Source organism: Hydrogenophaga sp. BPS33 (assembly GCF_009859475.1).
In the GTDB taxonomy this organism is placed as follows: Bacteria; Pseudomonadota; Gammaproteobacteria; order Burkholderiales; family Burkholderiaceae_C; genus Hydrogenophaga.
Genome location: NZ_CP044549.1, coordinates 2,329,801 through 2,355,705 on the forward strand (window position 1 = coordinate 2,329,801; position 25,905 = coordinate 2,355,705).

The 25,905-nt window shown below is 64.9% G+C and carries 21 protein-coding genes; 5 read left to right on the forward strand and 16 right to left on the reverse strand.

All coding sequences use genetic code 11. The features are described from left to right. The first annotated feature begins 10 nt into the window (after positions 1 to 10). Complete coding sequence (locus F9K07_RS10885) at positions 11 to 2,347, forward strand: penicillin-binding protein 1A (protein WP_159592754.1); 2,337 nt, start codon at positions 11 to 13, stop codon at positions 2,345 to 2,347. Positions 2,348 to 2,481: 134 nt separating this feature from the next. On the opposite strand, the gene F9K07_RS10890 is transcribed toward F9K07_RS10885, so the two are convergent. After that, entirely contained in the window at positions 2,482 to 2,811 is a 330-nt protein-coding gene (locus F9K07_RS10890) for a hypothetical protein (protein ID WP_159592757.1), read from the reverse strand. 121 nt (positions 2,812 to 2,932) lie between these two features. Beyond that, complete coding sequence (locus F9K07_RS10895) at positions 2,933 to 3,340, reverse strand: phage holin family protein (RefSeq protein WP_159592760.1); 408 nt, start codon at positions 3,338 to 3,340, stop codon at positions 2,933 to 2,935. Positions 3,341 to 3,532: 192 nt separating this feature from the next. On the opposite strand from F9K07_RS10895, the gene F9K07_RS10900 reads away from it, so the two are divergent. Then, positions 3,533 to 5,374 carry a DEAD/DEAH box helicase gene (locus F9K07_RS10900; RefSeq protein ID WP_201451543.1) on the forward strand — a complete coding sequence of 614 codons (1,842 nt, stop codon included), beginning with the start codon at positions 3,533 to 3,535 and terminating at the stop codon, positions 5,372 to 5,374. A 53-nt stretch (positions 5,375 to 5,427) separates the two neighbouring features. On the opposite strand, the gene F9K07_RS10905 is transcribed toward F9K07_RS10900, so the two are convergent. The 4 genes from F9K07_RS10905 to F9K07_RS10920 form a co-directional block, all read right to left on the reverse strand. After that, a complete protein-coding gene (locus tag F9K07_RS10905; RefSeq protein WP_159592763.1) occupies positions 5,428 to 5,835 on the reverse strand; it encodes a hypothetical protein in 408 nt (135 codons plus the stop codon). Beyond that, complete coding sequence (locus tag F9K07_RS10910) at positions 5,819 to 6,436, reverse strand: nucleotidyltransferase domain-containing protein (protein ID WP_159592766.1); 618 nt, start codon at positions 6,434 to 6,436, stop codon at positions 5,819 to 5,821. Before F9K07_RS10910 ends, F9K07_RS10905 begins: the two co-directional genes overlap by 17 nt. Positions 6,437 to 6,706: 270 nt before the next feature. Next, entirely contained in the window at positions 6,707 to 8,386 is a 1,680-nt protein-coding gene (locus F9K07_RS10915; protein ID WP_159592768.1) for a P-loop ATPase, Sll1717 family, read from the reverse strand. Beyond that, a complete protein-coding gene (locus F9K07_RS10920; RefSeq protein WP_159592771.1) occupies positions 8,374 to 10,197 on the reverse strand; it encodes a glutamine--tRNA ligase/YqeY domain fusion protein in 1,824 nt (607 codons plus the stop codon). Before F9K07_RS10920 ends, F9K07_RS10915 begins: the two co-directional genes overlap by 13 nt. Positions 10,198 to 10,292: 95 nt before the next feature. Here F9K07_RS10920 and F9K07_RS10925 point away from each other — a divergent pair, with 95 nt between their 5' ends. Then, on the forward strand, positions 10,293 to 11,573 hold the full coding sequence (locus F9K07_RS10925; protein ID WP_159592775.1) for a DUF2157 domain-containing protein: 1,281 nt from the start codon (positions 10,293 to 10,295) through the stop codon (positions 11,571 to 11,573). 22 nt (positions 11,574 to 11,595) lie between these two features. Here the strand turns inward: F9K07_RS10925 and F9K07_RS10930 are convergent, their stop codons facing one another. Beyond that, positions 11,596 to 12,591: a Bug family tripartite tricarboxylate transporter substrate binding protein gene (locus tag F9K07_RS10930; protein WP_159592778.1), complete on the reverse strand. Its 996-nt coding sequence runs from the start codon at positions 12,589 to 12,591 to the stop codon at positions 11,596 to 11,598. Positions 12,592 to 12,674: 83 nt separating this feature from the next. Between F9K07_RS10930 and F9K07_RS10935 the strand changes: the two genes are divergently transcribed. Then, a complete protein-coding gene (locus F9K07_RS10935) occupies positions 12,675 to 13,877 on the forward strand; it encodes a CaiB/BaiF CoA transferase family protein (protein ID WP_159592781.1) in 1,203 nt (400 codons plus the stop codon). A gap of 31 nt (positions 13,878 to 13,908) precedes the next feature. Here F9K07_RS10935 and F9K07_RS10940 read toward each other — a convergent pair whose 3' ends face one another. Next, positions 13,909 to 15,798, reverse strand: coding sequence for a choice-of-anchor I family protein (locus F9K07_RS10940; RefSeq protein WP_159592784.1), 1,890 nt, complete (start codon positions 15,796 to 15,798; stop codon positions 13,909 to 13,911). Positions 15,799 to 15,888: 90 nt separating this feature from the next. Further along, a complete protein-coding gene (locus tag F9K07_RS10945) occupies positions 15,889 to 16,506 on the reverse strand; it encodes a DUF924 family protein (RefSeq protein WP_236581883.1) in 618 nt (205 codons plus the stop codon). Between the two features lie 135 nt (positions 16,507 to 16,641). Between F9K07_RS10945 and F9K07_RS10950 the strand changes: the two genes are divergently transcribed. Next, positions 16,642 to 17,046, forward strand: a complete 405-nt coding sequence (locus tag F9K07_RS10950; protein ID WP_159592790.1) for a hypothetical protein — start codon at positions 16,642 to 16,644, stop codon at positions 17,044 to 17,046. Positions 17,047 to 17,092: 46 nt separating this feature from the next. On the opposite strand, the gene F9K07_RS10955 is transcribed toward F9K07_RS10950, so the two are convergent. The 7 genes from F9K07_RS10955 to mutS form a co-directional block, all read right to left on the reverse strand. Then, a complete protein-coding gene (locus F9K07_RS10955; protein ID WP_236581996.1) occupies positions 17,093 to 17,902 on the reverse strand; it encodes a LytR/AlgR family response regulator transcription factor in 810 nt (269 codons plus the stop codon). Positions 17,903 to 17,961: 59 nt separating this feature from the next. Then, entirely contained in the window at positions 17,962 to 19,008 is a 1,047-nt protein-coding gene (locus F9K07_RS10960; RefSeq protein WP_159592796.1) for a sensor histidine kinase, read from the reverse strand. A gap of 38 nt (positions 19,009 to 19,046) precedes the next feature. Then, positions 19,047 to 19,358 carry a 2TM domain-containing protein gene (locus F9K07_RS10965; protein ID WP_159592799.1) on the reverse strand — a complete coding sequence of 104 codons (312 nt, stop codon included), beginning with the start codon at positions 19,356 to 19,358 and terminating at the stop codon, positions 19,047 to 19,049. 141 nt (positions 19,359 to 19,499) lie between these two features. After that, positions 19,500 to 21,431, reverse strand: a complete 1,932-nt coding sequence (locus tag F9K07_RS10970) for a PAS domain S-box protein (protein ID WP_159592802.1) — start codon at positions 21,429 to 21,431, stop codon at positions 19,500 to 19,502. A gap of 85 nt (positions 21,432 to 21,516) precedes the next feature. Then, positions 21,517 to 22,353, reverse strand: a complete 837-nt coding sequence (locus F9K07_RS10975; protein WP_159596893.1) for an alpha/beta fold hydrolase — start codon at positions 22,351 to 22,353, stop codon at positions 21,517 to 21,519. After that, positions 22,350 to 23,177, reverse strand: coding sequence for a proteasome-type protease (locus F9K07_RS10980; RefSeq protein ID WP_159592805.1), 828 nt, complete (start codon positions 23,175 to 23,177; stop codon positions 22,350 to 22,352). The genes F9K07_RS10975 and F9K07_RS10980 overlap by 4 nt, the downstream gene beginning before the upstream one ends. Beyond that, positions 23,174 to 25,831 (reverse strand): DNA mismatch repair protein MutS, encoded by a 2,658-nt coding sequence (gene mutS, locus F9K07_RS10985; protein ID WP_159592808.1) that lies wholly within the window; start codon positions 25,829 to 25,831, stop codon positions 23,174 to 23,176. The genes F9K07_RS10980 and mutS overlap by 4 nt, the downstream gene beginning before the upstream one ends. Positions 25,832 to 25,905: the final 74 nt, after the last annotated feature.

Here is a 25,905-nt window from a genome sequence, read left to right on the forward strand (position 1 = left end):
TTTTTTTTGCATGTCTTCATCCCAAGCTCCATCCCCTGTTGCCCGAACCCGTTTCAACATCCCATTTTTTGTCGCGCTGATCCTTGGCTTGTGCGCGGGCATGGCCATCGGCGCGGCCTACGCGCTGCACCGCCTGTGGGAACAGGTGCCCAAGGTCGGCCACCTGGCCCAGTACGACCCGATGCAGCCGATGCGCATCTACGCCAAGGACGGTAGCCTGCTTGCCGAGGTCGGCCAGGAGCGGCGCCAGTTTGTGCCGATCGAGCGCATTCCGTTGACGGTGCAGCACGCCTTGGTGGCGATCGAAGATGCGCGGTTCTACGAACACGGTGCCGTGGACTATGCGGGCATCGCGCGCGCGGCGCTGGGCAATCTCGTGGCGGGTGAACACGCCCAGGGAGGCAGCACCATCACCATGCAGGTGGCGCGCGTCTTCTTCCTGAGCCGCGAGAAAACGTACCAGCGCAAGATCATGGAGATTCTGCTGGCCTACAAGCTCGAATCGGTCTACAGCAAGGACAAGATTCTGGAGCTGTACATGAACCAGGTGTACCTGGGCGAACGGGCCTATGGTTTCGCGGCCGCGGCGTCGGTCTATTTCGACAAGACGCTGGACCAGCTCAGCGTGGCCGAGGCGGCCATGCTGGCCGGACTGCCGAAAGCACCTTCGGCGTACAACCCGGTGGCCAACCTCGAACGTGCCACCGTTCGGCAGCAATACATCCTCAAGCGCATGCATGAGCTGGGCTATCTGGACGAGCACGCCTATGAGCAGGCGCGCGCCACACCCTTGAAGCTGCGCCCGCGTGCCGCATCGACCGATGCGCCCGCCGCGTACGCGATCGAGCAGGTGCGCCGCATGCTGGTGGCGCAGTACGGTGACGATGCCTATTCGCTCGGACTGGATGTGCTCACCACCATCGACCTGCCGGCGCAGCATGCCGCCACCCGCGCCCTGCGCGCGGGCCTGTTGCGCGCCCAGGGCCAGCGTGGGTATGCCGGGCCGGAGGGACGCTTGCAAATGCCCGTACGTGCCGATGACCATGCCGCCATTCGCGCCGCGCTCGCGCCCTACCGCGACAGCGGCGTGCTGCGCGCGGCGCTTGTAGTGGAAGCCTCGGTCCAGCGCGGCATCACGGCCGCGCTGCGCGACGGCACGCAAGTGCGCATTGCGCCCGCGAGGCTGGACCGCAGCGCCAGCGCATGGCTCAAATCCGATGCGCCAGCACAACGGCGCATGGCGCCAGGCGCGGTGATCCGCGTGGTGGCCGAGGCCGGTGGCCATTGGAGCCTGGGGCAGCTGCCGCAAATGGAAGGTGCGCTGGTGTCCATCGATGCGGTATCGGGCGAGATACTGGCGCTGGCCGGGGGCTTCGACTTTGGCTTCAACCAGTTTGACCACGCGGTGCAAGCGGTGCGCCAGCCCGGCTCCACCTTCAAGCCCTTCGTGTTCTCCGCCGCATTGGAAAAGGGCTATTTTCCCGGCACCTTCATCGACGATTCGCAACGCCTCGTGACGCCGCCCGCGCGTGGCCGCAAGGCCTGGCAACCGCGCAACTACGGCAACCAGTACGAAGGTTTCATCACCGCCCGGCGTGGCTTGGTGCGGTCGAAGAACGTGGTGGCGGTCAACCTCATGGAAGCCGCCGGGGCAGAGCACGTGCAACAGTTCGCCGTCACGCGTTTCGGATTCGAGGCCGCGCGGAACCCGGCGGGGCTGCCGCTGGCGCTTGGCGCGGGCGCGGTCACGCCGCTGCAGCTCGCGCAGGCCTATGCCGTGTTCGCCAACGGTGGCGAACGCGTGGCGCCGCGTCTGGTGCTCAAGGTCAGCGAGCGCGATGGCGGGGTGCTCTACGAGGCGCCACCCGAAGCGACGCGCGCCCGCGTGATTTCGCAGCGCAACGCCTACGTGATGGACAGCATGCTGCGCGACGTGGTGCAACACGGCACCGCGCGGCGCGCTGCGGCGCTGGGCCGCCAGGATGTGGCGGGCAAGACCGGCACCTCCAACGACGCGCGGGATGTGTGGTTCGCTGGCTATTCGTCGGGCGTGGTGTCGGCGGTCTGGGTCGGATACGACCAGCCCCGCAGTCTGGGCCGGGCCACAGGCGGCAGCTTGGCGTTGCCGGTGTGGGTGGACTACATGAAAGTCGCCATTGCCGAGCGGCCCGAGGCTCAGCGCCCCATGCCTGCGGACCTGGCCCGTTTTGAAGGCGACTATGTCTACGCCGAGTACCTGGACGGACGTTGCGTCGAGGACCGGAACGCGTTCATCCTGAGCCCATTCGCGTGTCCTCGCGAAGGCCTCTCCGACCCTGTGCTGGCGCAGCCGCACGGTGCGGGGTAGCTGCCACGCCACTGTCATATGGGCATTTCACAATGCCCTTGCGCCCGCTGGTCCTGACGGGTGAAAAGTATCGGGGCACCAAACACGCAGAGCCGCCCAGCGCGGGCTCTGGACTTTGCGGGAATGGCTGGGCGTCAGGCCTGCCAGACGCCGAAGCCGGCCGAGCGCAAGTCGATGCCGACTTCGATCTCCTTGTCCACCGCGTCCTTGTATGTCATCGGGTTGAACGCCTCGTACAGATCCGGCAACAGGCGCAGGCCATAGCGGAAGACGTAGGCGTTGGCCTGGATGCCCGCCTTGTGCTTGTCGAAGCGCAGGTCTGGATCAAGCCCGGTCATGCCGACGTAGACGCAGGGCTTGCCTTCGATGTAGTCCGGGTTGTTCTTGCGGAACCTGGCTTCGTGCAGCACCTCCTTGGAGAGCTCGATCACGTAGATGTGGTGGTGGGCGCGGCGGCGGGGCATGGCGTTGGCGTCCGATAGGGCCGATGGGTTTTTCGGGTGATTGACTCGTGGCCAGGAACTCTTGCCGATCTCGCCTTGTCTTCTCGCGCTTGTTGCACGGATGCATTCGCCCATGTAAGCCTCAGAGCCAGACCGACCCCGGCGTCGGCCCGGTGTCGATGGTGAACTCCGGCGATCCACCCAGCAAAAACGCGCCCAGCACAAAGCTCAGCACCGCCATGAACAGGCTGGCCCAGAACGCCGTCCAGAACCCGTTGATCTTGAAGCCTTCGACCAGCTTGGCCACCAGCAACAGCATCAGCGCGTTGATGACGAGCAGAAACAGCCCGAAGGTGAGCACCGTCAAGGGCAGGGTCAGGAACACCAGCAAGGGCCGCACGACCGCGTTGGCCAGGCCGAGCAGCAGGGCCGAGATCACCAGCGAGGACGTGCTGCTGAACTGCATGCCCTTGAAGACGTGGCTCGCCACCCAGAGCGCGAACGCGGTGAGGGCCCAGTGGAGGAGGAAGGGGGTGAGGTTGGCGAGCATGCGTGGTGTCGGGCAAGGAGGTGGTGTACCGAGGCATTGTGCCTCCAGGATGCTCTGGGAGCACCTCCGTGACGCAATGCCAAGAAAACGTGCTCTAGAAAGTGGAGTGCGCGCCGAACAGACGCAAGGTGCCCCGCGGCAGGCATTTCTATGCATGATGTGGCGCAGAGGAAGACAACGCAGATCCGACCCATGGCCACCCTCATCCCCGCTCTTGGCAGTTGTGTGTCTCGCATGACCACGGGTGAGCGGCGGCTGGCGGAGCGGCTTGAACAGAAGCTCGAGGACGACTACCTGCTGTGGTACGACGTGCCCATCGGGCCGAAGCACACATACCCCGATTTCGTCGTTCTGCACCCGCGACGTGGGTTGCTGATTCTGGAAACGAAGGACTGGCGCCTCGAAACCGTCCAGCGTGCCACACGCCAGGCTTGGGAGATCGTGCCCGATGGGACGTTGAAGGTGGTCATGAACCCGCTCGCGCAAGCGCGGCACTGCGCCATTCAGGTCGTCAACGCGCTGGAGCGTGATCCGCAACTCATCCAGTCCAGCGGCCCCCACCAGGGCAAACTGGCATTTCCGTGGGGCCATGGCGTGGTTTTCACGCGCATCACGCGCGCTCAGTTCGAGGCCGCAGGTCTGGCCGATGCCATCGACCCACACCTGGTGATCTGTGCCGACGAAATGGTGGAGGCCGCGGACGCCGAGGCGTTCCAGCAACGCTTGTGGAACATGTTCCCGCACGCCTTCGGCAACAAGGCGCTCAGCCTGCCGCAAATCGACCGTGCCCGCTGGATCATGTTCCCCGAAGTGCGTGTGCCGGTGCAGGGTGCCCTGTTCGCTGCCGAAGACGATGACGCGGCCGAACTGCCCAACATCATGCGCGTGATGGACCTGCAACAAGAGCAGCTTGCACGCAGCCTGGGCGAAGGACACCGCGTCATCCATGGCGTGGCCGGTTCGGGCAAGACCATGTTGCTGGGCTACCGTGCCGAGCACCTGGCCAAGGCGCAGACGGCCGACAGCAAACCCGTTCTCATCCTCTGCTACAACGAGCCCTTGGCCAAACAACTGGCACGCGTGATGGCGCTCAAAGGCATTGCCGATCGTGTGCATGCCGTGCACTTTCACAAGTGGTGCCGCGATCAGTTGGTGGCGTACGGGCAAGGCTTGCCGCCCCAGGGCTTGCCCAGAGAGGTCTTCTTTGACGACATGGTCCAGCGTGTCATCAACGGTGTGGATCGAAGTCAGATTCCTGGCGGCCAGTATTTGGCGGTGCTGATCGACGAAGGCCACGACTTTGCCCCCGAATGGTTCAAGCTGGTTGTGCAGATGGTGGACCCGAGCACCAACAGCCTGCTCGTGCTGTACGACGACGCGCAGAGCATCTACGATCGCAGGAAGAAGCGCGAAGGCGCAGGCACTTTCAGCTTCAAGAGCGTGGGCATTCAGGCCCAGGGCCGCACCACCATTCTCAAGATCAACTACCGCAACACCCGGCAGATTCTGGAGACGGCAAGTCGGGTCGCGGCCGATCTGTTGACGGCCGAAGACAAGGACGACGATGGCGTTCCCCTGCTCAAACCCATGAGTTGTGGGCGCGATGGCCAGGCGCCCCTGATCATCCGCTTGCCTTCCGTGCGCGAAGAAGCGCAGCAGGTGGTGGAGCTCATGGCCAGTGCGCACCAGGAGGGCCACGCCTGGGGCGACATGGCGATTCTGTGCCGGCACTACGGCGAGATGGACGTGTGTGCGCATGCGCTGCGGCAGCGGCGCTTGCCGCACCAGGTGCGCAAAGGTTCGAGCACGCCGTTCGACCCCTCCGCCGATTGCATCAAGGTGATGACGATGCACGCCAGCAAGGGCCTGGAGTTTCCGGTGGTTGCCCTGGTGGGCGTGGGGCACATGCCCGCGCGCGGCGAAGACGAGCGGGAGGAGGCGCGGCTGTTTTATGTGGGGGCCACGCGGGCGACGCAGCGATTGATCGTGGGGGCCGGTGGCGAGGGGCGGTTCGGGGATCGGCTGGCGGGCTGACTGCGCGCTCGTTGCCACCGAGCAAGCAATGGTTGGAGGCTTCTGCGGGGCATCTATACCTGCATTGCCTTCGCCACAGATGCCGTCGCCGTGATGAGATCGTTGACAAGACGTTCATCAATTTCCAGAAGACCTTCGTATTCCCCGAGGTTGCGCTTGTTGTGGCACATATCCAGCACACGCCACACCTGCGCACCCAGGCCCAGTGTGTGAGGCAGCACCTGAAAGACGATGTAGCGATTGCTTGCTCGGAAGCCTTTTCTTCGCAACGCAGCCAGGCACAGGGCATGCGCGGCGTTGTAAGCCAGATCGAACCGACTTTCCAGTGCGAGCGCTGCGTTGCGAGCGTCCGCAAGGCGAGCCAATCCCGTGCGAAGCAGACCGGCGATCTCATTGGCGTCTGGGGGTTCTGCTTTCAAGGCTTTCCCAGGGCCACTGAGATTCTCAAGTGCCTTTGTCATGGTCTTGTTTCTTTGCTTCGATCAGCCATATCTTGGGCTGCTCCATGACCCGTGTGACGAAGGCGTTGTCCTCTGCCACCCGCCGTTCAAATTCCTCTGGTGTGTAGATCGTGGGATTCACCGAGCGAGCGAGCGTGGACTGGGCGCCTTCCAACGTGGCGAACACATCGCCGTAGCCCAGAGACGGACTCACGATCATCAAGTCCACGTCGCTGCTCGCGGTGTCCTCCTGTCGAGCCATGGAGCCGTACACGAACGCTTGCCGAATCTGAGGGGCTATGGGCATCAGCGCGGAATGCAACACATCGGCCAAACCCATGGTCTTGAGTACCAGTCCACGTATCTCGGTGTACACGGCTGAGTCCGGGTTGGCTTGATAGTGTTTCTGGTTGCCTTGCTTGCGCGACGTGATCAGCCCGGCATCACACAGACCTGCGAGTTCGCGCTGCACGGCTCCCTTGCCAGACTGGGCCAGGTCGATCAACTCGTTGGCGTAGTAGCTGCGATCTGGCGTGCCGAAGAGGACAGCCAGTACCCGTTGCCGGACCTTGGGGAAAAGGGCGTCGGCGGTCTTTGATGAAATGGAAGTTTGTGATGTCATACCCAAATTGGGTCTGATGATACCTTTTTTGGGGGTGATAAGGATCTCAACGATCCCGGCTTGGACACGGTGCCGATAGTGAACTGGGAGTGAACCGCGAAGCAGGAGCGCGAGTCAGAGAACCAAATGCGCTTGAAATCCTAGCTCGTCGCCCAGAGCGCGCAGGCGGTGATGATTCAGCGAAGAGGGAAGGAGGTTAGGTCGGCAAGGACGCCTGTCCGGAGAGTGCATATCACGCTTCAAGTTCACTAGGTCGACGTATCGACATTCTCAGTTTGGCCTCGCCCCGACGGCGCGCCAAAACGTAGGATGTAATTTTATGACCGAGGCGGGCTTTAATGACCCCTCGCCAGGACTGTGTTCAGAATAGTATGACCAGTATTCGGGGCTGCCCGCGTCTGGTTTTATTCCAACCGCTCCAACACAATAAAGGCTGTCGAACAGGGTCAGTAAAAACTTAAAATGACTTGGTTTCCCATCGTTGATGTGAGCGCGAGCGACCATCACAACTGGATCGCTTGATCCTTCATGCCGTAATAGGACGTCGTACAGCCATTCTCGAATGCTTTCTTCGCTAAATTCACTAATTTTCTGCTGCACAGGGCGCCGAGAAAAGATCTTAATATAGTCCGCAACATAGGGATACATGCCAGACCATTCTTCTTGTAAAGAGTCAATTCTTTTTTGAGAATATGACCCCTCTGCATCATGTACGATTTGGGTGGATATTTGTCCACGATCTGATGCTCGAGCGATACATTCGTTAACGAAGATAATCGCATCTCTGGGGCGAAGGAATGTTCTTTGTATGAGGTAGTCTGAGAATGAAATATGCCCCACCCTTTTGGGGAAGAGTTCATCGAGTAGGATGGCGCGTGATGTATAGCGCTGCTTTACCAAATGTGCAACTCGCCTGTTTATTAATTCGATTAGTTGTGGTGCTCGCCAAGCAATCTTTAGATACAAAGCTTCGTATTTTTCTGATTGGAAACCTGAGTCTCGCGTTGCGGAAATTACTCGTTGAAGTAAGTCTAAGCGCAGAGAGACAACGATTTTCACATTTTGAATTTGGCGAAAAGTTTTGACGGTCTCAATGAGTGCGCGAATTAATTTGTATTTCAACGGATCCTCTACCCACTTCGTGTCAAGATCATCGATGACGACAAAATGTGCTTCTTGGTCATCTGAAAAAATCTCATCGGCGAGTAGTTTTATTACGTCAGACAAGGCTCTTATCTGGACTTGACTGACAACCCGGGATCCTCGCGATATCACTTCGAGCTTTTCTTCTGCCGTCAGCTTTTGGGATGCACCTGCTTCCAATTTGGCACCTAGTCCATTGGCTCCAAGCGATGCTCTTAAGTCATTTTCAATTTTTTCTGTAATCTCTTTAACTCTATACTCAGTTTCGTTCCAAAAATTTTCGCCCCAATCCCGCAGATACGTGATGGCTTGCTCTTTGGTTTTGTCTCGAGAAAAAATGTTGGTGAGAGAACTCAGAAAGGAGCGTTGCGAGGATTCATTGGTGATTTTGTATTTGTATTTCAAAAGTTCAACTGTCAATACGTGGCGCCATAGCAGTTGGTAGAATAAATCTAGATTCGCGCCTGCATTTTCAAAAAACCTCAATACCTCTGAATTTGAGAGGTAGCTAAGCGCCAGTTGTTCTGGTACAAGGTTTATGACATGATCCTCCCGGGACTCGAGGACCTTAATCAACGCGCTTTTGCCAGAACCAGTTCTACCAACTATTATTCTTTGTGGCGCAGAGCAGTCTGATAGCAAATCTATGTCGCCACTATCCACGAAGCATTCAAAGAGAAATTTTTCGTCAGATTCTGCAGCCGCCTCTCCTATTCGATCATTGTTTTTGAATCTGAACGACGCACCAACGTCTTTTTTTCCATTGATCTCTTCCTGAATTTTGGCAATCCTGCCTATTTGCCCCAACTATCTTTCAACCCCGTCGCCCGGTTGAACACCGGTTTGCCCACCGCGTGATCCACCCGGTCTGCCACGAAGTACCCGTGCCGCTCGAACTGGAATTTCTCGTCCGGCTTCGCGTTCGCCAATGACGGCTCCACATACGCCGTCACGACCTTCAAACTGTTCGGGTTCAGGGCTTCGATGAAGTCCTTGCCGCCCGCGTCCGGATGCGGGTCGAGGAACAGGCGGTCGTACAACCGAACTTCTGCGGGCACGCCACTGGCCACGCTCACCCAGGTGATGGCGGCCTTGGCCTTCACGCTGTCCGCGCCGGGCGTGCCGCTCTTGGTGCCCGCGATCACCTTGGCGTGCACCTCGGTCACCTGGCCGTTCGCATCCTTCGCGCCCGCGCCGGTGCACTCGATCACGTAGCCGCCTTTCAAACGCACCACGTTGCCCGGGAACAGGCGCTTGTAGCCCTTGGGCGGCACTTCTTCGAAGTCTTCGCGCTCGATCCACACCTCCTTGCCGATCTTGAAGACGCGGTCGGGCGGTGGCGTCTGGCCTTCGGCGATGGCCGAGTGGGGCAGGGCCGGCTGGGTGCAGTCTTCGGTGTAGCCATCGCTGCCGAAGACCTCGGCCCAGTTGGTCAGCACCAGCTTGACCGGGTCGAGCACGGCCATGCCACGGTGGGCCTTGTTTTCGAGGTCTTCGCGCAAGCAGCTTTCCAGCGTGCTGTAGTCGATCCAGGAGTCGCTCTTGGTCACGCCGATGCGCTCGGCAAACAGCAGGATGCTCTCGGGCGTGTAGCCGCGCCGGCGCAGGCCGACGATGGTGGGCATGCGCGGGTCGTCCCAACCGCTCACCTTGTGGTCATACACGAGTTGCGCCAATTTGCGCTTGCTGGTGATGACGTAGGTGAGGTTGAGCCGCGCGAATTCGTATTGGCGCGGTGGCGGGCTCTTCAGCAGGCCGCCTTCGCACAGGCGCGCGAGCAGCCAGTCGTAGAACGGGCGCTGGTCTTCGAATTCCAGCGTGCAGATGCTGTGGGTGATCTGCTCCAGCGCGTCTTCGATCGGGTGCGCGTAGGTGTACATCGGGTAGATGCACCACTTGTCCCCGGTGTTGTGGTGCGTGGCCCGGCGGATGCGGTAGATCGCCGGGTCGCGCAGGTTGATGTTGGGGCTGGCCATGTCGATCTTGGCGCGCAGCACCATGCTGCCGTCTTCGTGCTGGCCGTCGCGCATTTCGCGCAAACGCGCCAGGTTCTCGGCCGGCGTGCGGCTGCGAAACGGGCTGTCGACGCCGGGTTTGCCGAAATCGCCCCGGTTGGCGCGCATCTGTTCGGTGGTCTGCTCGTCGACGTAGGCATGGCCGTTTTGCACCAGGTATTCGGCCGCGCGGTACATGAAGTCGAAATAGTCGCTGGCCTGGTAGAGGTGGGTGGTGCCCTGTGCCTGCCAGTCGAAACCGAGCCACTTCACCGCGTCGATGATGCTGTTGACGTATTCGGTGTCTTCCTTTTCCGGGTTGGTGTCGTCGAAACGCAGGTGGCAGATGCCGCCGTAGTCGCGCGCCAGCCCGAAGTTCAGGCAGATGCTCTTGGCGTGGCCAACGTGCAGGTAGCCGTTGGGTTCGGGCGGAAAGCGGGTGCGGATCCTGGCCGGGTCGGGCTGGCCGGCTTCCTGGTGGGCCGCGTCGCCGGGGCTGCCGGCCCAGCGGCGGCTCTGGTAGGTGCCTTTGTCCAGGTCGTTCTCGATGATCTGGCGCAGGAAGTTGCTGACCTTGGGTTCGCCTTCGGCGGCGGATGTGTTGGCAGGGTGGGTGGAGCTCATGCCGCATTCTATTGATGTGGGCCATGGTGCTACGGCGACCCCCCGCGGGTTTTCCGCTATCGTGGCTGCTTCCGAAAAGGAAGAGGACCTCTCCCATGAACAACAACGAGAACCCGGATACCGTCCCCGCTGTCGAGCCAACACGCTGGGAAATTACCCAGGCCGAGGACGTGTTCCTGCCTTCGGTGCGGGTGCAGATCGGCTGGAGCGATGTGGAAGCGGCCGTGGCGCGCGGGGCGGTACTGCAGAGCGAGGCGCATGCGCTGTGGGCGTCGTGGGCCACCCCGGGCAGCCCGTTGCGGGTGGTGGCGAGCAGCGCCTGCGGCGTGCCCACGGCGGCTCAACTGGCGCAGGAGGATGCCGCCGTACCGCCCCTTGCGCCGCATCTCGCACCGTCCCAGCGCGCCCCACTGGACCGCGGCCCGGTCTTCAGTTTCACCAACACGCTGTATTACTTCGGTGGTCTGCTGGCCATTGGCGCGATGACGCTGTTCATGTCGCTGGGATGGGAGCTGTTCGGTGCCTGGGGCGTTTTCGCGCTGGCGCTGGGCTATTTCACCGGCGCCTTGCTCGTGGCCCGCAACCTGCTGCAGAAGGGCTTGCGAACACCCGCAGGCATTCTGGCCACGCTGGCCGTGTGCCTGGTGCCGCTAGCGGTGTGGGCGTTCCAGGTGGGCATCGGCCTGTGGCCCGATGGCGGCTCGGACAGCTACCGCGATTTCCACCACATCGTCGACTGGCGCTGGCTCATGCTGGAGTTCGCCACGCTGATCGCCGCCGTGGTGCTCCTGTACCGCTACAAGCTGCCGTTCATGGTGATGCCGGTGGCGGTGACCATCTGGTACCTCTGCATGGACGTGTCGCACATGCTGATGCAGCAGGCGGGCCTGGACTGGGAATTGGTGCGCGACATGTCGCTGGTGTTCGGGTTGGCCACCTGCGCCCTTGCCGTGTGGGTGGACTTGCGCAGCCGCACCGCCGAGAACGCCGAGGACCGGCAGGACTTCGCCTTCTGGCTGTACCTGTTCGGCGCGGTCATGTTCTGGGCCGGCTTGAGCCTGCGCGAGAGCGAGTCCGAGTGGAACAAGCTGCTGTATGCGCTGATCAACGTCTTCCTGGTGTTCCTGGGCGCGGCCATCGGCCGGCGCGTGTTCACGGTGTTGGGCGGCATCGGCGTGGCCGGCTACTTGGGGCATCTGGCCTACCGGGTGTTCGCCGACAGCCTGCTGTTCCCGTTCGCCCTCACCTTGCTCGGGCTGGCCGTGGTGGCGTTGGGCATCTGGTGGCAGCGCAACGAGGCGCGCATCCACGCACGCCTGGCAGGCTGGTTGCCCGGGGCGCTGCGCCCGCTGGCCGAGGTGGCAGGCCGGGGTTGAGCGGCCTGCTCCAGGGGCGGCATCATTCGCTCTGGAAGACCCCCAGCCGGCGTGTGTTCTTTTCCCAGTACTGCGTGTCGCGCGCGATGAAGTCCGCGAACTGCGCGGGCGTGAGTGACGCTGTGTTTTCCAGGCCCTGGTCCCGGATGCGTTGCTGCATGTCCGGTTGGGCCAGGATGTCGCGCAGCTGTGCATAGATGGCGCTGACGGTGGCCTCGCTGGTGCCACCTTGCGCCAGGATGCCGTACCACGCACCCTCGGGCAGGTGCTGCAGGCCAGCATCCGCCGAGGTGGGGATCTCCGGCGCCAGGCTGGAGGGTTTGGTGCCCGTCAGGCCGATGGCCCGCACGCGACCGGTGCGGATATGCGGCAGCGCGCTGGGCAAGGCGTCGATCATGAGGTGGAGCGTGCCGCTCATCAGGTCGACCATGGCGGGCGCGCTGCCCTTGTACGGGGCGTGGACCACGTCGCCACCGATCTCCTGTTTGAAGATTTCCATGCACAGGTTGCTGGTCGAACCGGTGCCGGGCGATCCATAGCTGAAGCGCCCGGGATGGGCCTTGATCGTGGCCGCCACTTCTTTCCAGGTCCGGCCCGCGAAGCTGGGGTGCACGACCAGGACCATGTCCGTCAACGCCATCATCGTGATGGGCTTGAAGTCGCGCGCCACGTCGTAGGCGAGCTTCTTGTAGAGGTTGGGGTTGATCACCAGCGGCGAGTTGGACGTCAGCAGCAAGGTGTGGCCATCCGGCGCGCTCTTGGCGACTTCCTGCAAGGCGATGGCGCCGTTCGCACCCGGGCGGTTCTCGACCACCACCGGTTGTCCCCATGCCTTGGCCAGTCGGTCGCTGAGGGCGCGCGCCAGCAGGTCCGAGCCCTGTCCGGCGGCGAAAGGAATGATCAGCCGCACGGGGCGAGAGGGAAATCGCGCGCTGCTGGCGGTTTGCGAAAGCGCGGCTGGTGACAGAGACCAGGCGGCGGCGGCGCCCACGGCGCCCAGAGCGAGTCTTCGTTTCATGAAAGTTGTCTCCTCAGGTGAATGGAATGTTGTTTTGTGGCTTATCATAATGTTATGACAAATGAATGTGCAAGGAGTATTTGATGGGTCTGCTGACGGGCATGCGGGTTCTTTCCATCGAGCAATATGGTGCTGGGCCGTTCGGCACGCAGTTGCTCGCGGGCATGGGGGCCGAGGTCATCAAGGTGGAGCAACCGCATGAGCAAGGCGATGTCTCGCGCCAGGTGGGGCCTTGGTTCGACAGGTCCTTGCCGGCATCGGCGCAAAGCCTGTTCTTCCAAAGCCTGAACTGCGGCAAGAAGAGCATCTCTGTGGATCTCATGCACAAGGAGGGGCGCCAATTGCTGATGGAGCTCGCGCCCTCGTGCGACGTGGTCGCCAGCAACTTGCGCGGCGACGTGCCGCAGCGCCTGGGCCTGACCTACGCGCAACTGGCGCCGGCCAACCCGCGTCTGGTATGTGCCCACCTGACCGGTTATGGCCGCGAGGGCGAGCGCGCCAACTGGCCGGGCTACGACTACCTGATGCAGGCGGAGGCCGGCTACTTCTCGCTCACGGGCGAGCCCGACTCGGCACCTTCGCGCATGGGGCTGTCCATCATCGACTACATGAGCGGCGTGATGCTCTCCCTGGCCATCACCAGTGCCCTGTTGGATGTGCAGCGCGGCGGCGTCGGGCGCGACGTCGATGTGGCGCTCTTCGACGTGGCGCTGTTCAACCTGAACTACCTGGCGAGCTGGTACCTCAACAGCGAAGCCGAGACCGGGCGCCAGCCGCGCTCGGCGCACCCATCGATGACGCCGTGCCAGCTCTATCGCACGCGCGACGGCTGGATCTACCTGATGTGCAACAAGGAGAAGTTCTGGCGCAACCTGTGCGAGTGCCTGGAGCGCCCGCAGTGGCTTGCCGATGCCCGCTTCACGGGGTTTGCCGAGCGCCTGCAGCACCGCGACGTGCTCGGGGCCATGCTGGATGGCGTGCTGGTGGAACGCGATACGGCCGAGTGGATGGCGCTGTTCGCCGGCCGCGTGCCGGCGGCGCCCATCCTTTCCGTGGCGCAGGCCCTGGACTCGCCGTTCGCGCAGGCCCGGGACGCCATCGCGACCGTGCGCACACCCGAGGGACACGCGCTGCGCATGGTGCGCTCCCCCTTGCGCGTGGGCGATCCGCAGGATGTGGCGGGTGGCGCGGCGCCCACGCTGGGGCAACACACCGATGAGATCCTTCTCGGTGCCGGCGTGGACGCGGCTCGGCTGGCCAGACTCAAGGCCCTGGGTGTGCTCTAGAGCGCGTTGCGGGCCTGCGTTGCGATGAAGCTCAGTACCGCAGGTTGAGCTGCATCACCGACGTGGTGCCGCTGACCTCGTTGCCCACCACCAGCAGCGGCTTGCCGTTGGGCGAACGCGACGCGGGAATGAACACCAGGCCTTCGGGGCCGAGGTCGCCAACGGTGGCCAGGTTCGCCGGATCGGGGTCGGCGACCCACTCATCGCGGGTGTTGAGGTAGTCCACACGGGTGGGGGCCGTGGGGTTGGTGATGTCGTACACCAGCACGCCGCCCATGCGCTCCAGGCCGATGAAGGCAAAGGTCTTGCTGCCGATCTGGCCCAGGGCAATGCCTTCGGGCTCGGGGCCCTTGGCGTCGCTGCGGCTGTCCAGGGCGTCGCCCTCGTCGTGACCGGAGTTGAAGTAGTCCGCACACGGCATGTTGCGCGCGCTGCCCAGCTTGCAGTCGGCGCTGGCGAGGAACTTCTCGATCTCGGCGCCCGAGTCCCAGACCAGGCCGCCGTTGGCGTTCCAGATGCTGAACGAGCGCGCGCCGTAGCTGTAGAGCTTCTCGTACATCAGGCGGTCGCCGTTGACGTCCTGCACGCCCGCGCTGGTGAAGCGCAATGGCGCGCCGAAGGCATCGGTCTTGTAGCCCTGGGTCCAGCTGATGTTGAGGCGGCCCAATTCGCCGTTGGCGATGCAGGTACCCGGAATGCCGCCCGCGAGGGCCCCGCAGTAGCCGAACACGGTCGGGTCGAGCAGGGCGCCGGCCAGGTTCGGAGCCCCGGCCACCGAGCGCAGTTGCGGCGGCACCGTGCCCCAGCCGCCGGCAGCGGCCAGCGCCGAGACCCGCAGTTCTTCGATGAAGCCCAGCGTGGGGTCCTGCGTACCCAGGTAGGCCGCGTTGCCTTCGCCCCAGGCGCGCGCATCGCCCTCGTTGGCGGTGACGAGGTAGGTCTGGCCGCCGGAGCTGTACGAGGCCATCGCATCGGGCAGGTACATGCCATGTACGCCGGCCCAGGTCTTGATGCGGATGGCGTTGTCGCGGTCGGACGCATCGAATTCGTTGCCAGCCACACCATGGTCCTTGTAGCCCAGCGGCAGGACGTCGGTGACCGTGGCGCTGGCGATGTCCACCTTGGCCAGGGCGTTGTTCTCCTGCAGCGTCACCCATGCGGTGGCGCCGTCGGCAGAGACCGCGATGTACTCGGGCTCCAGGTCTTTCGCCACGGTGGCGCCTGGGCCGTAGATGCGCACACCGGCGGCGCGCAGCGTGGCTTCCTGGCCGTTGAACGCGGTGAACGTGGCTTTGCGCTCCACCGGGGCCGCCGGATTGCGCACGTCGATGATGCTGATGCTGCCCTCGGGGTCGGTCTGGTAGTTGTCGCTCGGCTCGCCCTCATTGGCCACCAGCACGGTCTGGCCGTCGGGTGTGAAGGTGACCATGTCGGGCAGCGCGCCCACGGCCACGGAGCCGAGCAGGGTGAGGTCGCTCGCGCGGTAGAGCGCCATGCGGCCCGGGTCGGTCTTCACGGCCGCCTGGATCGCCACGGCCACGATGCCGTTGTGCACCGCCACGCTGTTGATCGAGGCGCCGGCCAGCACGGTGGTGGCGTCGATGGCATCGATCTTGGTCGGGTTCGCCGGGTTGCGCATGTCGAGCACGTCGACCGCGCCGAGTTGGGCGTTGACCATGAACAGGCGCTTGCTGGCCGCATCGAAGGCCGGAATCTCGGCCGCGCTGGCCTCGTACTGACCGGTGCTGTAGCTGCCGATCTTCTCGAGCGTGAGGCCTGCGGGCGTGGCCTCTGCAACGGGGCCTGGGGCGGGTGTGGCCGTGCCGCCCCCACCACCGCCGCAGGCGGCGAGCACGGCGCTCATGATGAGCGAGACGGTCAGCAAACGGGGGGACGCGATGCGAGCGGACAGGGAGCGCATGAGGGTTTCTGGTTCGGGTTGAAAACCCTGGTTGTAGAAACCTCCGGTGACGCAACGATGACGGTACCGTGACAGATCCTGCGGCGCTCCCTACTGCCCGAAGCGCGGCCCGTGCTTCAGAAAGTCTTCTTCCTCGGGCGTGCTCAGGCGATCCAGTGCCTGGTTGCGGTGGGGGAAGCGGCCAAACCGCGCCACGATGTCGTGGTGTTCCTTCGCATACTGCAGATAGCCCGCAAGGGCGTCGCGCAGTTCGGGCGCGCAAGTGTCGTGCAGGCGCTGGAAGCGCAGCACGCTTTCGGCTTGCAGGGCCATGTCTTCGGCGTGTTCCAGCGGCAGGGCCATGAACACGCAACCCACGGTGGCCAGCTCGGCATCCATGCCGCTGGCGTGGGCGTGCAGCGAGAGGCGCTGCGCACGCGCATCGCCGGCAAAGGCGCGCGCCTGGCCGCGGAACACGTTGCGGGTGAACTGGTCGAGCAGCAGGATCAGCGCCAGGCGGGTGTCGATGCGGCTTTCCCATTCGGTGAGGCCGCCGTTGACGGCCTGCTCCACCAGGGCGCCGAACCGGGTGCGGATTTTTTCGTCCAGGGCGGTGCCGCCGCCAAACCAGAGACCGTCGCGCTGATCGGAGCACCAGCCACGGGCGAGACCATCGCCGAACCAGAAGTCGAGCACGTCGTGCGGGGAGGGGGGTGTCAGGGTATTCACGGAGGTTTTCAATGTAAAGATGGGCTGCGCGTTACGGTTGGCAACGACTTTGACCATCCGTGCGGAAGAGGGTAGCGTGAAATTCCTTGTAATACAGGCACAGGGTGAGAAAGCACCCGTCCACAGGAGCCCCACATGAACACGCAGACTTTGAAAACTCCCTGGGCCCGCACCTCGGGCCTGATGCGCGGGCTTGCGCTCGTCACGCTGGTCGCGGGTGGCTGGGCGCTGTCGACCGTAGGGTCGCAAGCCCACGCGGGCGGCGGCGGTGTGCACTGGTCCATTGGCGTGAACACGCCGGGCGTGGCGGTCGGCGTGTCGAACGCTCCGCCGGTCTACTACGCGCCCCCACCGGTGTACTACGCGCCACGGCCCATCTATTACGCCCCGCGTCCGATTTACTACGGCCCGCCGCCGGTGTACTACGCACCACGCCCGCATTACCGCTCGGGTTGGGGGCCAGCTCCCCGTTGGGAGCGTGACCGCCGCGGCCACTGGCATGGTGGCCACCGCCACGATGGGCGCCGCGGCCGCGATTGAGTTTGACCACCACCGGGACAGCAGTCCCGGTTTTTTTTGTGTGGCCCTAGATGGCGCGGAAGCGCTCGGCATAGAGCCGGCTCACCGCCAGCGTTTCCTGCCGGCCTCGCAAGCGCAGGCTCAGCTTTCCGGCTTCGTTGCGGGTCACGCTGTCGATGGCGTCGGCCCGCACCACCGAACCACGGTGGATCTGCCAGAAAACGGCCGGGTCCAGCTGTGGCAGCAGGTCCTTGAGCGGGGTGCGGATCAGCACCTCGCTGTCGGCGGTGAGCACGCGCACGTATTTGTCGGCGGCCTCGAACACCAGCACGTCGTTCACCGGCACCATGCGCACGGTCTGGCCCACGCTGGCGGGGATGAACTGCAGGCGCGGCTGGGTGTTCGCACGGGCATCGCCGGCCATGAGCAGGGCGCGCAGTTGCTGCAGTGTGGCCTCGTCCGGTGACGCGGCGCCGCTGGCGGGCGGACTGCGCTGCGTCAGCACCTGTTGCAGCCGCTGCACGGTGCGCGCCAGGCGCTCGGCTTGCACCGGTTTGAGCACGTAGTCGACCGCCTGCGCTTCGAAGGCCGCGACCGCGTAGGCGTCGTAGGCGGTCACGAACACCAGTGCCGGGAACGGTTCTCCTGCGGGCCATTCGTCGGCCAGCTCGGCAGCGGCTTGCAGGCCGGTCTGGCCGGGCATGCGGATGTCTAGGAACAGCACGTCGGGTTTGAGCGCCAGGGCCTGCGAGACCGCGGACACGCCATCGCCCACCGTGGCCTTGACCTGCAGGGCCGGCCAGGCGCGCGCGAGTTCGGCTTGCAGCGCCTGCGCCAGCAGCGGTTCGTCTTCGGCGATCAGGGCGGTGGCGTGCACTTGAATACCTTCGGCAACGCCAGCGGTGCGAGCTTGCTTGGGGCGGCCCGGCGCGGCGTTCATGGCGTGCAGACTTCGTGTAGGGGCAGGGTGAGCAGGGCGCGCGTGCCCTGGCCAGGGTGCGCCTGCCAAACCAACCCGGCCTGTCCGGGATAGGCCGTGGCCAAGCGTTCGCGCACTTGCGTCAGCCCGAAGCCGGCCGGCGCGTCGGGCTCGCAGCCCACGCCCGTGTCGGCCACTTCCAGCTCCAGCGTACCGCCGTGGCGGCGCGCGCTGACGCGGACCTCGCCGCCCTGCAGGCTGGGTTCGAGCCCGTGGCGGATGCAGTTCTCGACCAGGGGTTGCAGCAGCAGCGGTGGCACGGGTTGTCGGGCGAGGGTGTCGGGCAGGTCCAGCGTGTAGCGCAGGCGCGGGCCCATGCGCACCGCCATGAGTTCGAGGTAGTCGCGCAGCCGGTCGAATTCGGCACCGAGCGTGTGCTGGCCGGCGCCCGCCTCGGCGCGGGAGGCCACGAGGGTGGCGCGCAGGAACTGGTTGAGGCGGTCGAGCATGGCGGTGGCGCGCGCGGGGTCGGTGCCGATGAGCATGCGCAGGTTGGCCAGGGTGTTGAACAGCATGTGCGGTTCGAGTTGCGATTCGAGCAGCTTCAGCCGCGCCTCGCTGGCCTGTCGCTGGGCCTCTTCCTGCGCCAGGCGCGCATTCGCGAGCAGGGCACGGCTGGTGAAGTAGTAGGCCCCGAAGCCGCCTGCCGCCAGCGACATCAGCACAAAGCCCAGGGTGGCGCGCGGCACCTTGTTTAGGCTGGCGAGCAGCTCGCGTCCCAGCAGGAGGTTGGCGAACACACTGCCCGCCGCATAGGCCAGCAGCACCGAAGACACGACCAGCGCCGCCATCTTCGGCGCACCGGGCCAGCCCCGGCTGGGGTCCAGCACCTGGCGTCCGCCATCGATGAAGGCCCAGATGAGCAAGCCGATGCACTGGGAATACACGACGTTCACCCCGAAGGCGTCACCCCTGACCGCAGTGATGACCAGGGCAATCACGGTGTTGACCACGACAACCACGAAGACGCGGTGGGCGATGGCGCGGGGCTTGAGCGGTGGCATGCGCGCAGTATCCCGCATGCCCGCCACGGCCTGGGTGTTCACTGGCCGCGTTCGCGCAGCAGTCGCTCGCGCTCCTGGCTCACCAGGCGCTGCTGCAGGCCGCCGCCGCCCAGCGCGATCCAGACCGCCAGGCCATGGATCAGCAGGCCCAGGCCCCAGCCCAGCGCGGGGTAGACGGCCCAGTGGCGGTCGCTGGAGAGCGACAGCATGGCCAACACCGCGTTGACGGCCAGGTAGACCAGGGCGTGGGCGTACCAGCCCATGCGGGCGCCCGCGCGGCGGCGGGCCAGGCGGTCGATGTCGGGGGTGCCCAGGGTGTTTGAGGTGTTCGATGTATTCGATGCGTTCATGGTGTGCTCCAGCGGTGTCGGTGGAGCGCACTGTGCCGCTGCCGCGAGCGGGGCGCGATGGCCGTGAGACGAAGCCACTGCCGCAGGCCGCGAAACGCCGCCGGACGGCGCGAAATGCGGGCGTGCCAGCACGGGATGGGTTCAGCCCGCCGGCCGCGCGCTCAAGGTGAAGCGAAACGTCGCACCCTCGCCGGGCACGGCACTGGCCTTGAGTTCACCGCCGTGCCGTTGCACGATGCGCAGCGAGGTGGCCAGCCCGATGCCGATGCCACTGAAATCGTTCGGCATGTGCAGCCGCTGGAACGGCTGGAACAGCTTGGCCGCGCGCGCCATGTCGAAACCCGCGCCGTTGTCGATCACGCTGAACCACCGCTGGCCGTCGGTCTCGCCTGCGCGCACGCGGATGAACGCGGTGGGGGTGCGGGCGGTGTACTTCCAGGCGTTGTGCAGCAGGTTCTGCATCAGCGCCTCGACCAGCGTGGGGTCGGCCATGGCCTGCAGGCCGCGTTCGATGTCCCAGCGCACATGGCGCTGGGGTTCCGCTTCGGCGAATTCGCCCAGCAGGCGTGTGGCGATGGCGCTGAGGTTGACGGGCTTGCGCTGCAGCTCACCGCGCGAGAACTGCGAGAGCGTGAGCAGCCCGTCGATCAGCTCGCCCATCTTTTTGCTCGCGGTCATGATGCGCTGCAGGTGCGACAGCTGTTCGCCCGCCAGGCCGGGCATGTCTTCCTGCAGTGCCTGCGCGAAGCCGTTGATGATGCGCAGTGGAGAACGCAGGTCGTGTGCAACCGCGTAGGAATAACTCTCGAGCTCGTCGTAGGCCGCCTTCAGCGCCTCGGTGCGCGTCTGGATGCGTTGCTCCAGCGAGGCATTGAGTTGCTGGATCTCCATTTCGCTGCGCTTGCGCTCGGTCACGTCGCGTGTCACGCCCAGCGCGCGCACCGCGCGCCCGTTCGGATCGCGTTCAAATTCAGCCCGCATGGTGAACCAACGCTCTTCGCCGCTGAACAGCAAGCGGTATTCGAGCCGGTAGTCGGCCTTGCCCTGCAAGGCCAGCGTCCACAGCCTCAAGGCGCGTTCCCTGTCGTCGGGATGCGTGAGCGCCAGCAGTTGCTCGCCGGTGAACTCGGCGGTGGGCAGGCCCAACACCTTGTGCGATCCGGCCAGGGCCGTGAACCGGGTGGCGGTGATGTCGGCTTGCCAACTGGCCAGTCCCGCGAGCTCGTGTGCCTGCCGCAGCAAATGTTCGCTGGTGCGCAGCGCCTGCTCGGTGCGCTTGGCCGCGGAGATGTCTTGCACCACGGCGATCAGGTAGTCGGGCTCTCCTGAGGGCTTGCGCACCAGCGAGATGGTGAGGTGGACCCAGACCACATGGCCTTCGCGGTGGATGTAGCGTTTCGCGAAGCTGTAGTGGCCGATCTCGCCGTTGAGCGTGCGCGCCAGTTGTTGCATGTCCAGCCCCAGGTCATCGGGGTGGGTGAAGTCGCGGAAGTGCATGTTGCGCATCTGCGCCTTGGTGTAGCCGACGATGTCGCAGTAGGTCTGGTTGACGCGGATCCAGTCGCCGCCGATGTGGCTGTGCGCCATGCCGGTGGCGCTCTGTTCAAACGTGTCTTCCAACTGCTGTTTGCTGCGCTGGAGCTGTTCGGTGGTTTCCGCCAGCTGGCGATGGCGAAGCTGCAAGAGTGCGATGGTGCCCACCACCACAATTTGGGTCAGCAGGTGCCACAGGTTGAGCCAGAAGGCTTGGAAAAGGCTGTCGAAGGGAAGACCGAAATGCGGCTTGATCAGGAAGAAGTTGATGACCGCCATGCCCAGCAGCGTGCTCAACAGACCCGCCTGGAAGCCGCCGTACAAGGTGGACAGTGCCACCGCCAGCGACAAGGTGATGAAGCGCCCCCCCGACTCCGCCGGCGCGAATGCCACGCGCATCCAGGACAGGATGGCCGTGATGGCGAACGCCACCAGCAGCCGCAGCCACAGGGGGTGTTGCTCGGGCTGCCAACGGGTCAGGCGCTGCTGCAGCCACCACAGCGGGCGGGCATTCGGCGGGGAGGATGGGAGGTCGGGCACGGCAGGCTGGGTAGAGACAGTGCTCTTTATACCGGAGCAGCCATGGCACGCGGGACCGGGTCTGCCCTAGTCCCGTGACAGCCCGCTAGGCTCCCAAGGCTTTCAGCACGGATTCGATGGCCGCCGCGGTCTCCAGGGGGCGTTCCATCGGAAAAAGATGGCTGCCTTCCACCATGGCCATGCGATCGGGGTGGCGCTGGCCGACCAGGCGGTGGGTCATGGCCATGCCGACTTGTTGCATCTCGCGCGAGCGCGTGCCACCGATGAAGCCCACGGGGCACTGCAGGGGATGGCGGCGCAACAAGCGGTCGAGGTTGTGCGGCAAGGTGTTGTAGATCGCGGTCTCGACGTCGCGCTCGAACCACAGCGTGCGCTGGGTCTTGCCGTGGGCATCGGCGAGGTCGCGCATGCCGTGCGACACATAGTCGTCCAGCACCTGCGGATCCCAGGCGGCGAAGAGTTTCTTGCTGGCGAGGTGCGCGCGGGCGGTGGCTTCGTCGGGCCAGGTGTCGCGGCGCTTGCGGCTGATCTTGCCGGGCGAGACCGAGCCGATCAGTTGCGTGCGCTTGACCAGTTCGAGCGTGCGCGCGCGCCAGCCGCCGAGCACCGGCGAGTCGATCAGCAGCACCCCTTTGACCGCATGGCCTCCCAGCGTCGGGTGCCGTGCGGCGCACATCAGGCTGAGAAAGCCGCCCAGCGAATGCCCCACCAGCCAGGCGCCTTCGCCTTGCTTCTCGATCTCGGGCGCGGCGAAATCCGCGAGCTGCTGCACCAGGTGCGGCCAGTTGCTGCTGACCGGGTAACGGGGGTCGTGGCCAAAGCGCTCCAGTGCACGCACCGCGTGGCCGCGCGCGCGCAGCGACTTGAAGAGAACGCTGTAGGTGCTGGCGGGGAAACTGTTGGCGTGGGAAAAGACGATCAGATCAACTTCTCTTTCTCGTTAGCGATCTTCCTGAGCGGTTGGTTCTGCGGGTTCTGGCTGAGCAAGGGCACATCGGTGTGGGCGCCGTCCCAGGTCGGGTCTTCGATGTCGTCGAACACCTGGCGCAGCTTCTTGCCCCAGGCGCTGTGCAGCATGCGGAAGTACGGGTTGTCGTTGTCGATGCTGACGATTTTGTCCGACTGCAGCATGTTGGCTTCGTACACCGCGAGGTCCAGCGGCAGGCCCACCGACAGGTTGGACTTGAGCGTGGAGTCCATCGACACCAGCACGCACTTGGCGGCTTCGTCCAGGGGCGTTGCCGGGGTGATCACCCGGTCGAGCACGGGTTTGCCGTACTTGGATTCACCGATCTGGAAGAAGGGGGTCTCGGCGGTGGCTTCGATGAAGTTGCCGGCCGAATACACCTGAAACAGGCGCATGCCTTCGCCGCGCACCTGGCCACCGAAGATCATGGACGCGTTGAAGTCGACGCCCGAGCGCTGCAGCGACTCGCCATCGCGCTCGTACACGTGGCGCACCGCCGAGCCCAGCACGCGCGCGGCATCGAACATGCTCTTCGCATTCCAGATGGTGATGGGCTCGCCACCGTCCGGGTCGTTGAGTTGCTCGATCTGCAGGATCTCGCGCACGGATTGAGAAATGCTCAGGTTGCCCGCCGAGAGCAGGCACATGAAGCGATCGCCCGGCTTCTCGTAGACGATCATCTTGCGGAAGGTGCTGATCTGGTCCAGGCCGGCGTTGGTGCGCGAATCCGAGAGGAAGACCATGCCGGCGTTGAGCTTGACGGCGACGCAGTAAGTCATGATGAGGTGGCCAACTTCTTGAGGGTGTAGAGCTGTTCCAGCGCTTCGCGCGGGCTCAGGGTGTCGGGGTCGATCTGCGCCATCGCCGCCTGCAGCGGGTGCGCTTCGGGCTCCAGTGTGGCCGGCGGCGGCGCGAACAGGTCCACCTGGCTGCGGCTTTCTTCGCTTTGCGCTTCCAGGGCCGCCAGCGCGTGGCGCGCGTGTTGCACCACGCCGCTGGGCACGCCGGCCAGGCGCGCCACCTGGATGCCGTAGCTGCGGCTGGCCGGGCCTTGTTCGATCTGGTGCAGGAACACGATGCCACCGCCGTTCCTGCCACCGGCTTCCACCGCGCTCACGTGCACGTTCACCGCGTGGTGGTGGCTGGCCGGGAATTCGGTGAGCTCGAAGTAGTGCGTGGCGAACAGCGTGAAGGCGCGCGATTTCTCGTGCAGGTGCGCGGCAATGCCGCCGGCCAGCGCGAGACCGTCGAAGGTGGAGGTGCCGCGGCCGATCTCGTCCATCAGCACCAGGCTCTCGGGCGTGGCGGCGTTGAGGATCTGCGCGGCCTCGGTCATCTCCACCATGAAGGTCGACTGCGCATTGGCCAGGTCGTCGGCCGCGCCGATGCGGGTGTGGATCGCGTCGATCGGGCCCAGCCGGCACGCCGTGGCCGGCACGTGGCTGCCCATGCTGGCCAGGAGCACGATCACTGCCACCTGGCGCATGTAGGTGCTCTTGCCGCCCATGTTGGGGCCGGTGATGACCTGCATGCGCTGCTTGGGGCCGAGCACCGTGTCGTTGGCGATGAAGCTGCCGCCGCTGGTTTCGTTCAGGCGCGCCTCCACCACCGGGTGGCGCCCACCGCGGATGTCGATGCAGGGCTCGGGCACGAACTGCGGCGCGCACCAGTTGAGCGTGAGCGCGCGCTCGGTGAGCGCGCACAGCGCGTCGAGCTCGGCCATGGCGCGTGCGAGTTGTGTGAGCGGTGCAATGAAGCCCTGTAGTTCATCGAGCAGGTGCTCGTACAGCCATTTCTCACGCGCCAGCGCGCGGTCCTGCGCGGAGAGTGCCTTGTCTTCGAAGGCCTTCAACTCGGGCGTGATGAAGCGCTCGGCGTTCTTCAGCGTCTGGCGGCGGCGGTAGTCGTCGGGCACCTTGGAGGCCTGGCCCTGCGTGACCTCGATGTAGAAGCCGTGCACCTTGTTGAACTGCACCCGCAGGTTGGCGATGCCGGTGCGCGCGCGCTCGCGCTGTTCCAACTCGATCAGGAAGGCATCGCTGTGGGTCTGGATGTTGCGCAGTTCGTCGAGCTCGGCATCAAAGCCATCGGCGATCACGCCGCCGTCGCGCACCAGCGCGGCCGGCTCGGGCAGCAAGGCGTCGCGCAGCAGGGCAGCACAGCCCTCGGGCGGGGTGAGGTGGGTGGCGATGCTGTCCAGCAGCAGGCCCCCTGTCTGCTGGCCCAGTTGCTGCGCGAGCTGCTGTGCGCGCTCCAGCGTCTGGCCCAGGCCCACCAGTTCGCGCGGCTTGACCTGGCGCAGCGCGGTGCGCGCGGTGATGCGCTCCACATCGCTCGAACCCTTGAGCGACTGGCGCAGCGCCTGCCACAGGCCGCCGCGCAGCGTGTCGATGGCGGCCAGGCGCGCGCGCGCCTCGCTGCGCTCGCGCTTGGGCTCGAGCAGCCAACTGCGCAGCGCGCGGCTGCCCATGCCGGTGCAGCACACGTCCAGCAGCGAGAACAGCGTGGGGCTGGTCTCGCCGCGCAGGGTCTGCGTGAGTTCGAGGTTGCGGCGCGTGTTCAGGGGCAGGTCGATGCGCTCGCCGCTGCGCGCCACCTGCAGGCGGGCCACGTGCGTGAGCGCGCGGCCCTGGGTGTGTTCGGCATAGCTCAGCAGCGCGGCGGCGGCGGCGTGGGCGTCGGGCAGGTCCTGTGCGTCCCACGCGGCCAGGCTGGCGGCCTGCAATTGCTCCAGCAATTTGCGTTGGCCCAGGGCGGCATCGAACGCCCAGGCCGGGCGCAGCACGGCGACCAGGCGGCCCCCGTTGCTGCCGCTCTGTGCCGCCAGGGCCTGCACGGATTTTTCGAAGGCGGGCGTGGTCTCGGCGCTGTAGAGCAGTTCGCCTGGCGACACGCGTGCCACCCAGTCGGCCAGTTCGTCGCTGGCGCACTGCGCGAGAAACACGATGCCCTGCGTGACCGACATCCAGGCCAGGCCGCAACCGGTGCGCGCGCCCGGGTGCACGGCCATGAGCACGGCCTCGGTCTTGTCGGAGAGCAGCTCGCTGTCGGTCAGCGTGCCGGGCGTGACCACGCGCACCACCTTGCGCTCCACCGGCCCCTTGGACGTGGCCGGGTCGCCCACCTGTTCGCAGATGGCCACCGATTCGCCCAGCTTGATCAGGCGTGCGAGGTAGGTGTCGACCGAGTGGAAGGGCACGCCGGCCATCACCACCGGCTGGCCGGCCGATTGGCCGCGCTGGGTGAGCGTGATGTCGAGCAGGCGCGCGGCCTTCTCGGCATCGGCGTAGAACAGCTCGTAGAAGTCGCCCATGCGGTAGAACAGCAGCGTGTTCGGGTGCCCGGCCTTGAGGCCGAGGTACTGCTGCATCATCGGCGTGTGCGCGGACAGGTCTGCCGGAGCGGACGGGCTGTCGGAAAAATCCTTTTTCATCAAAGACTTAGGTGGTATTGGGGGCGGCGTGCGACGCCGGTCTTCGGGTCCCCGGCGGGTGTGTGCCGCAGGCC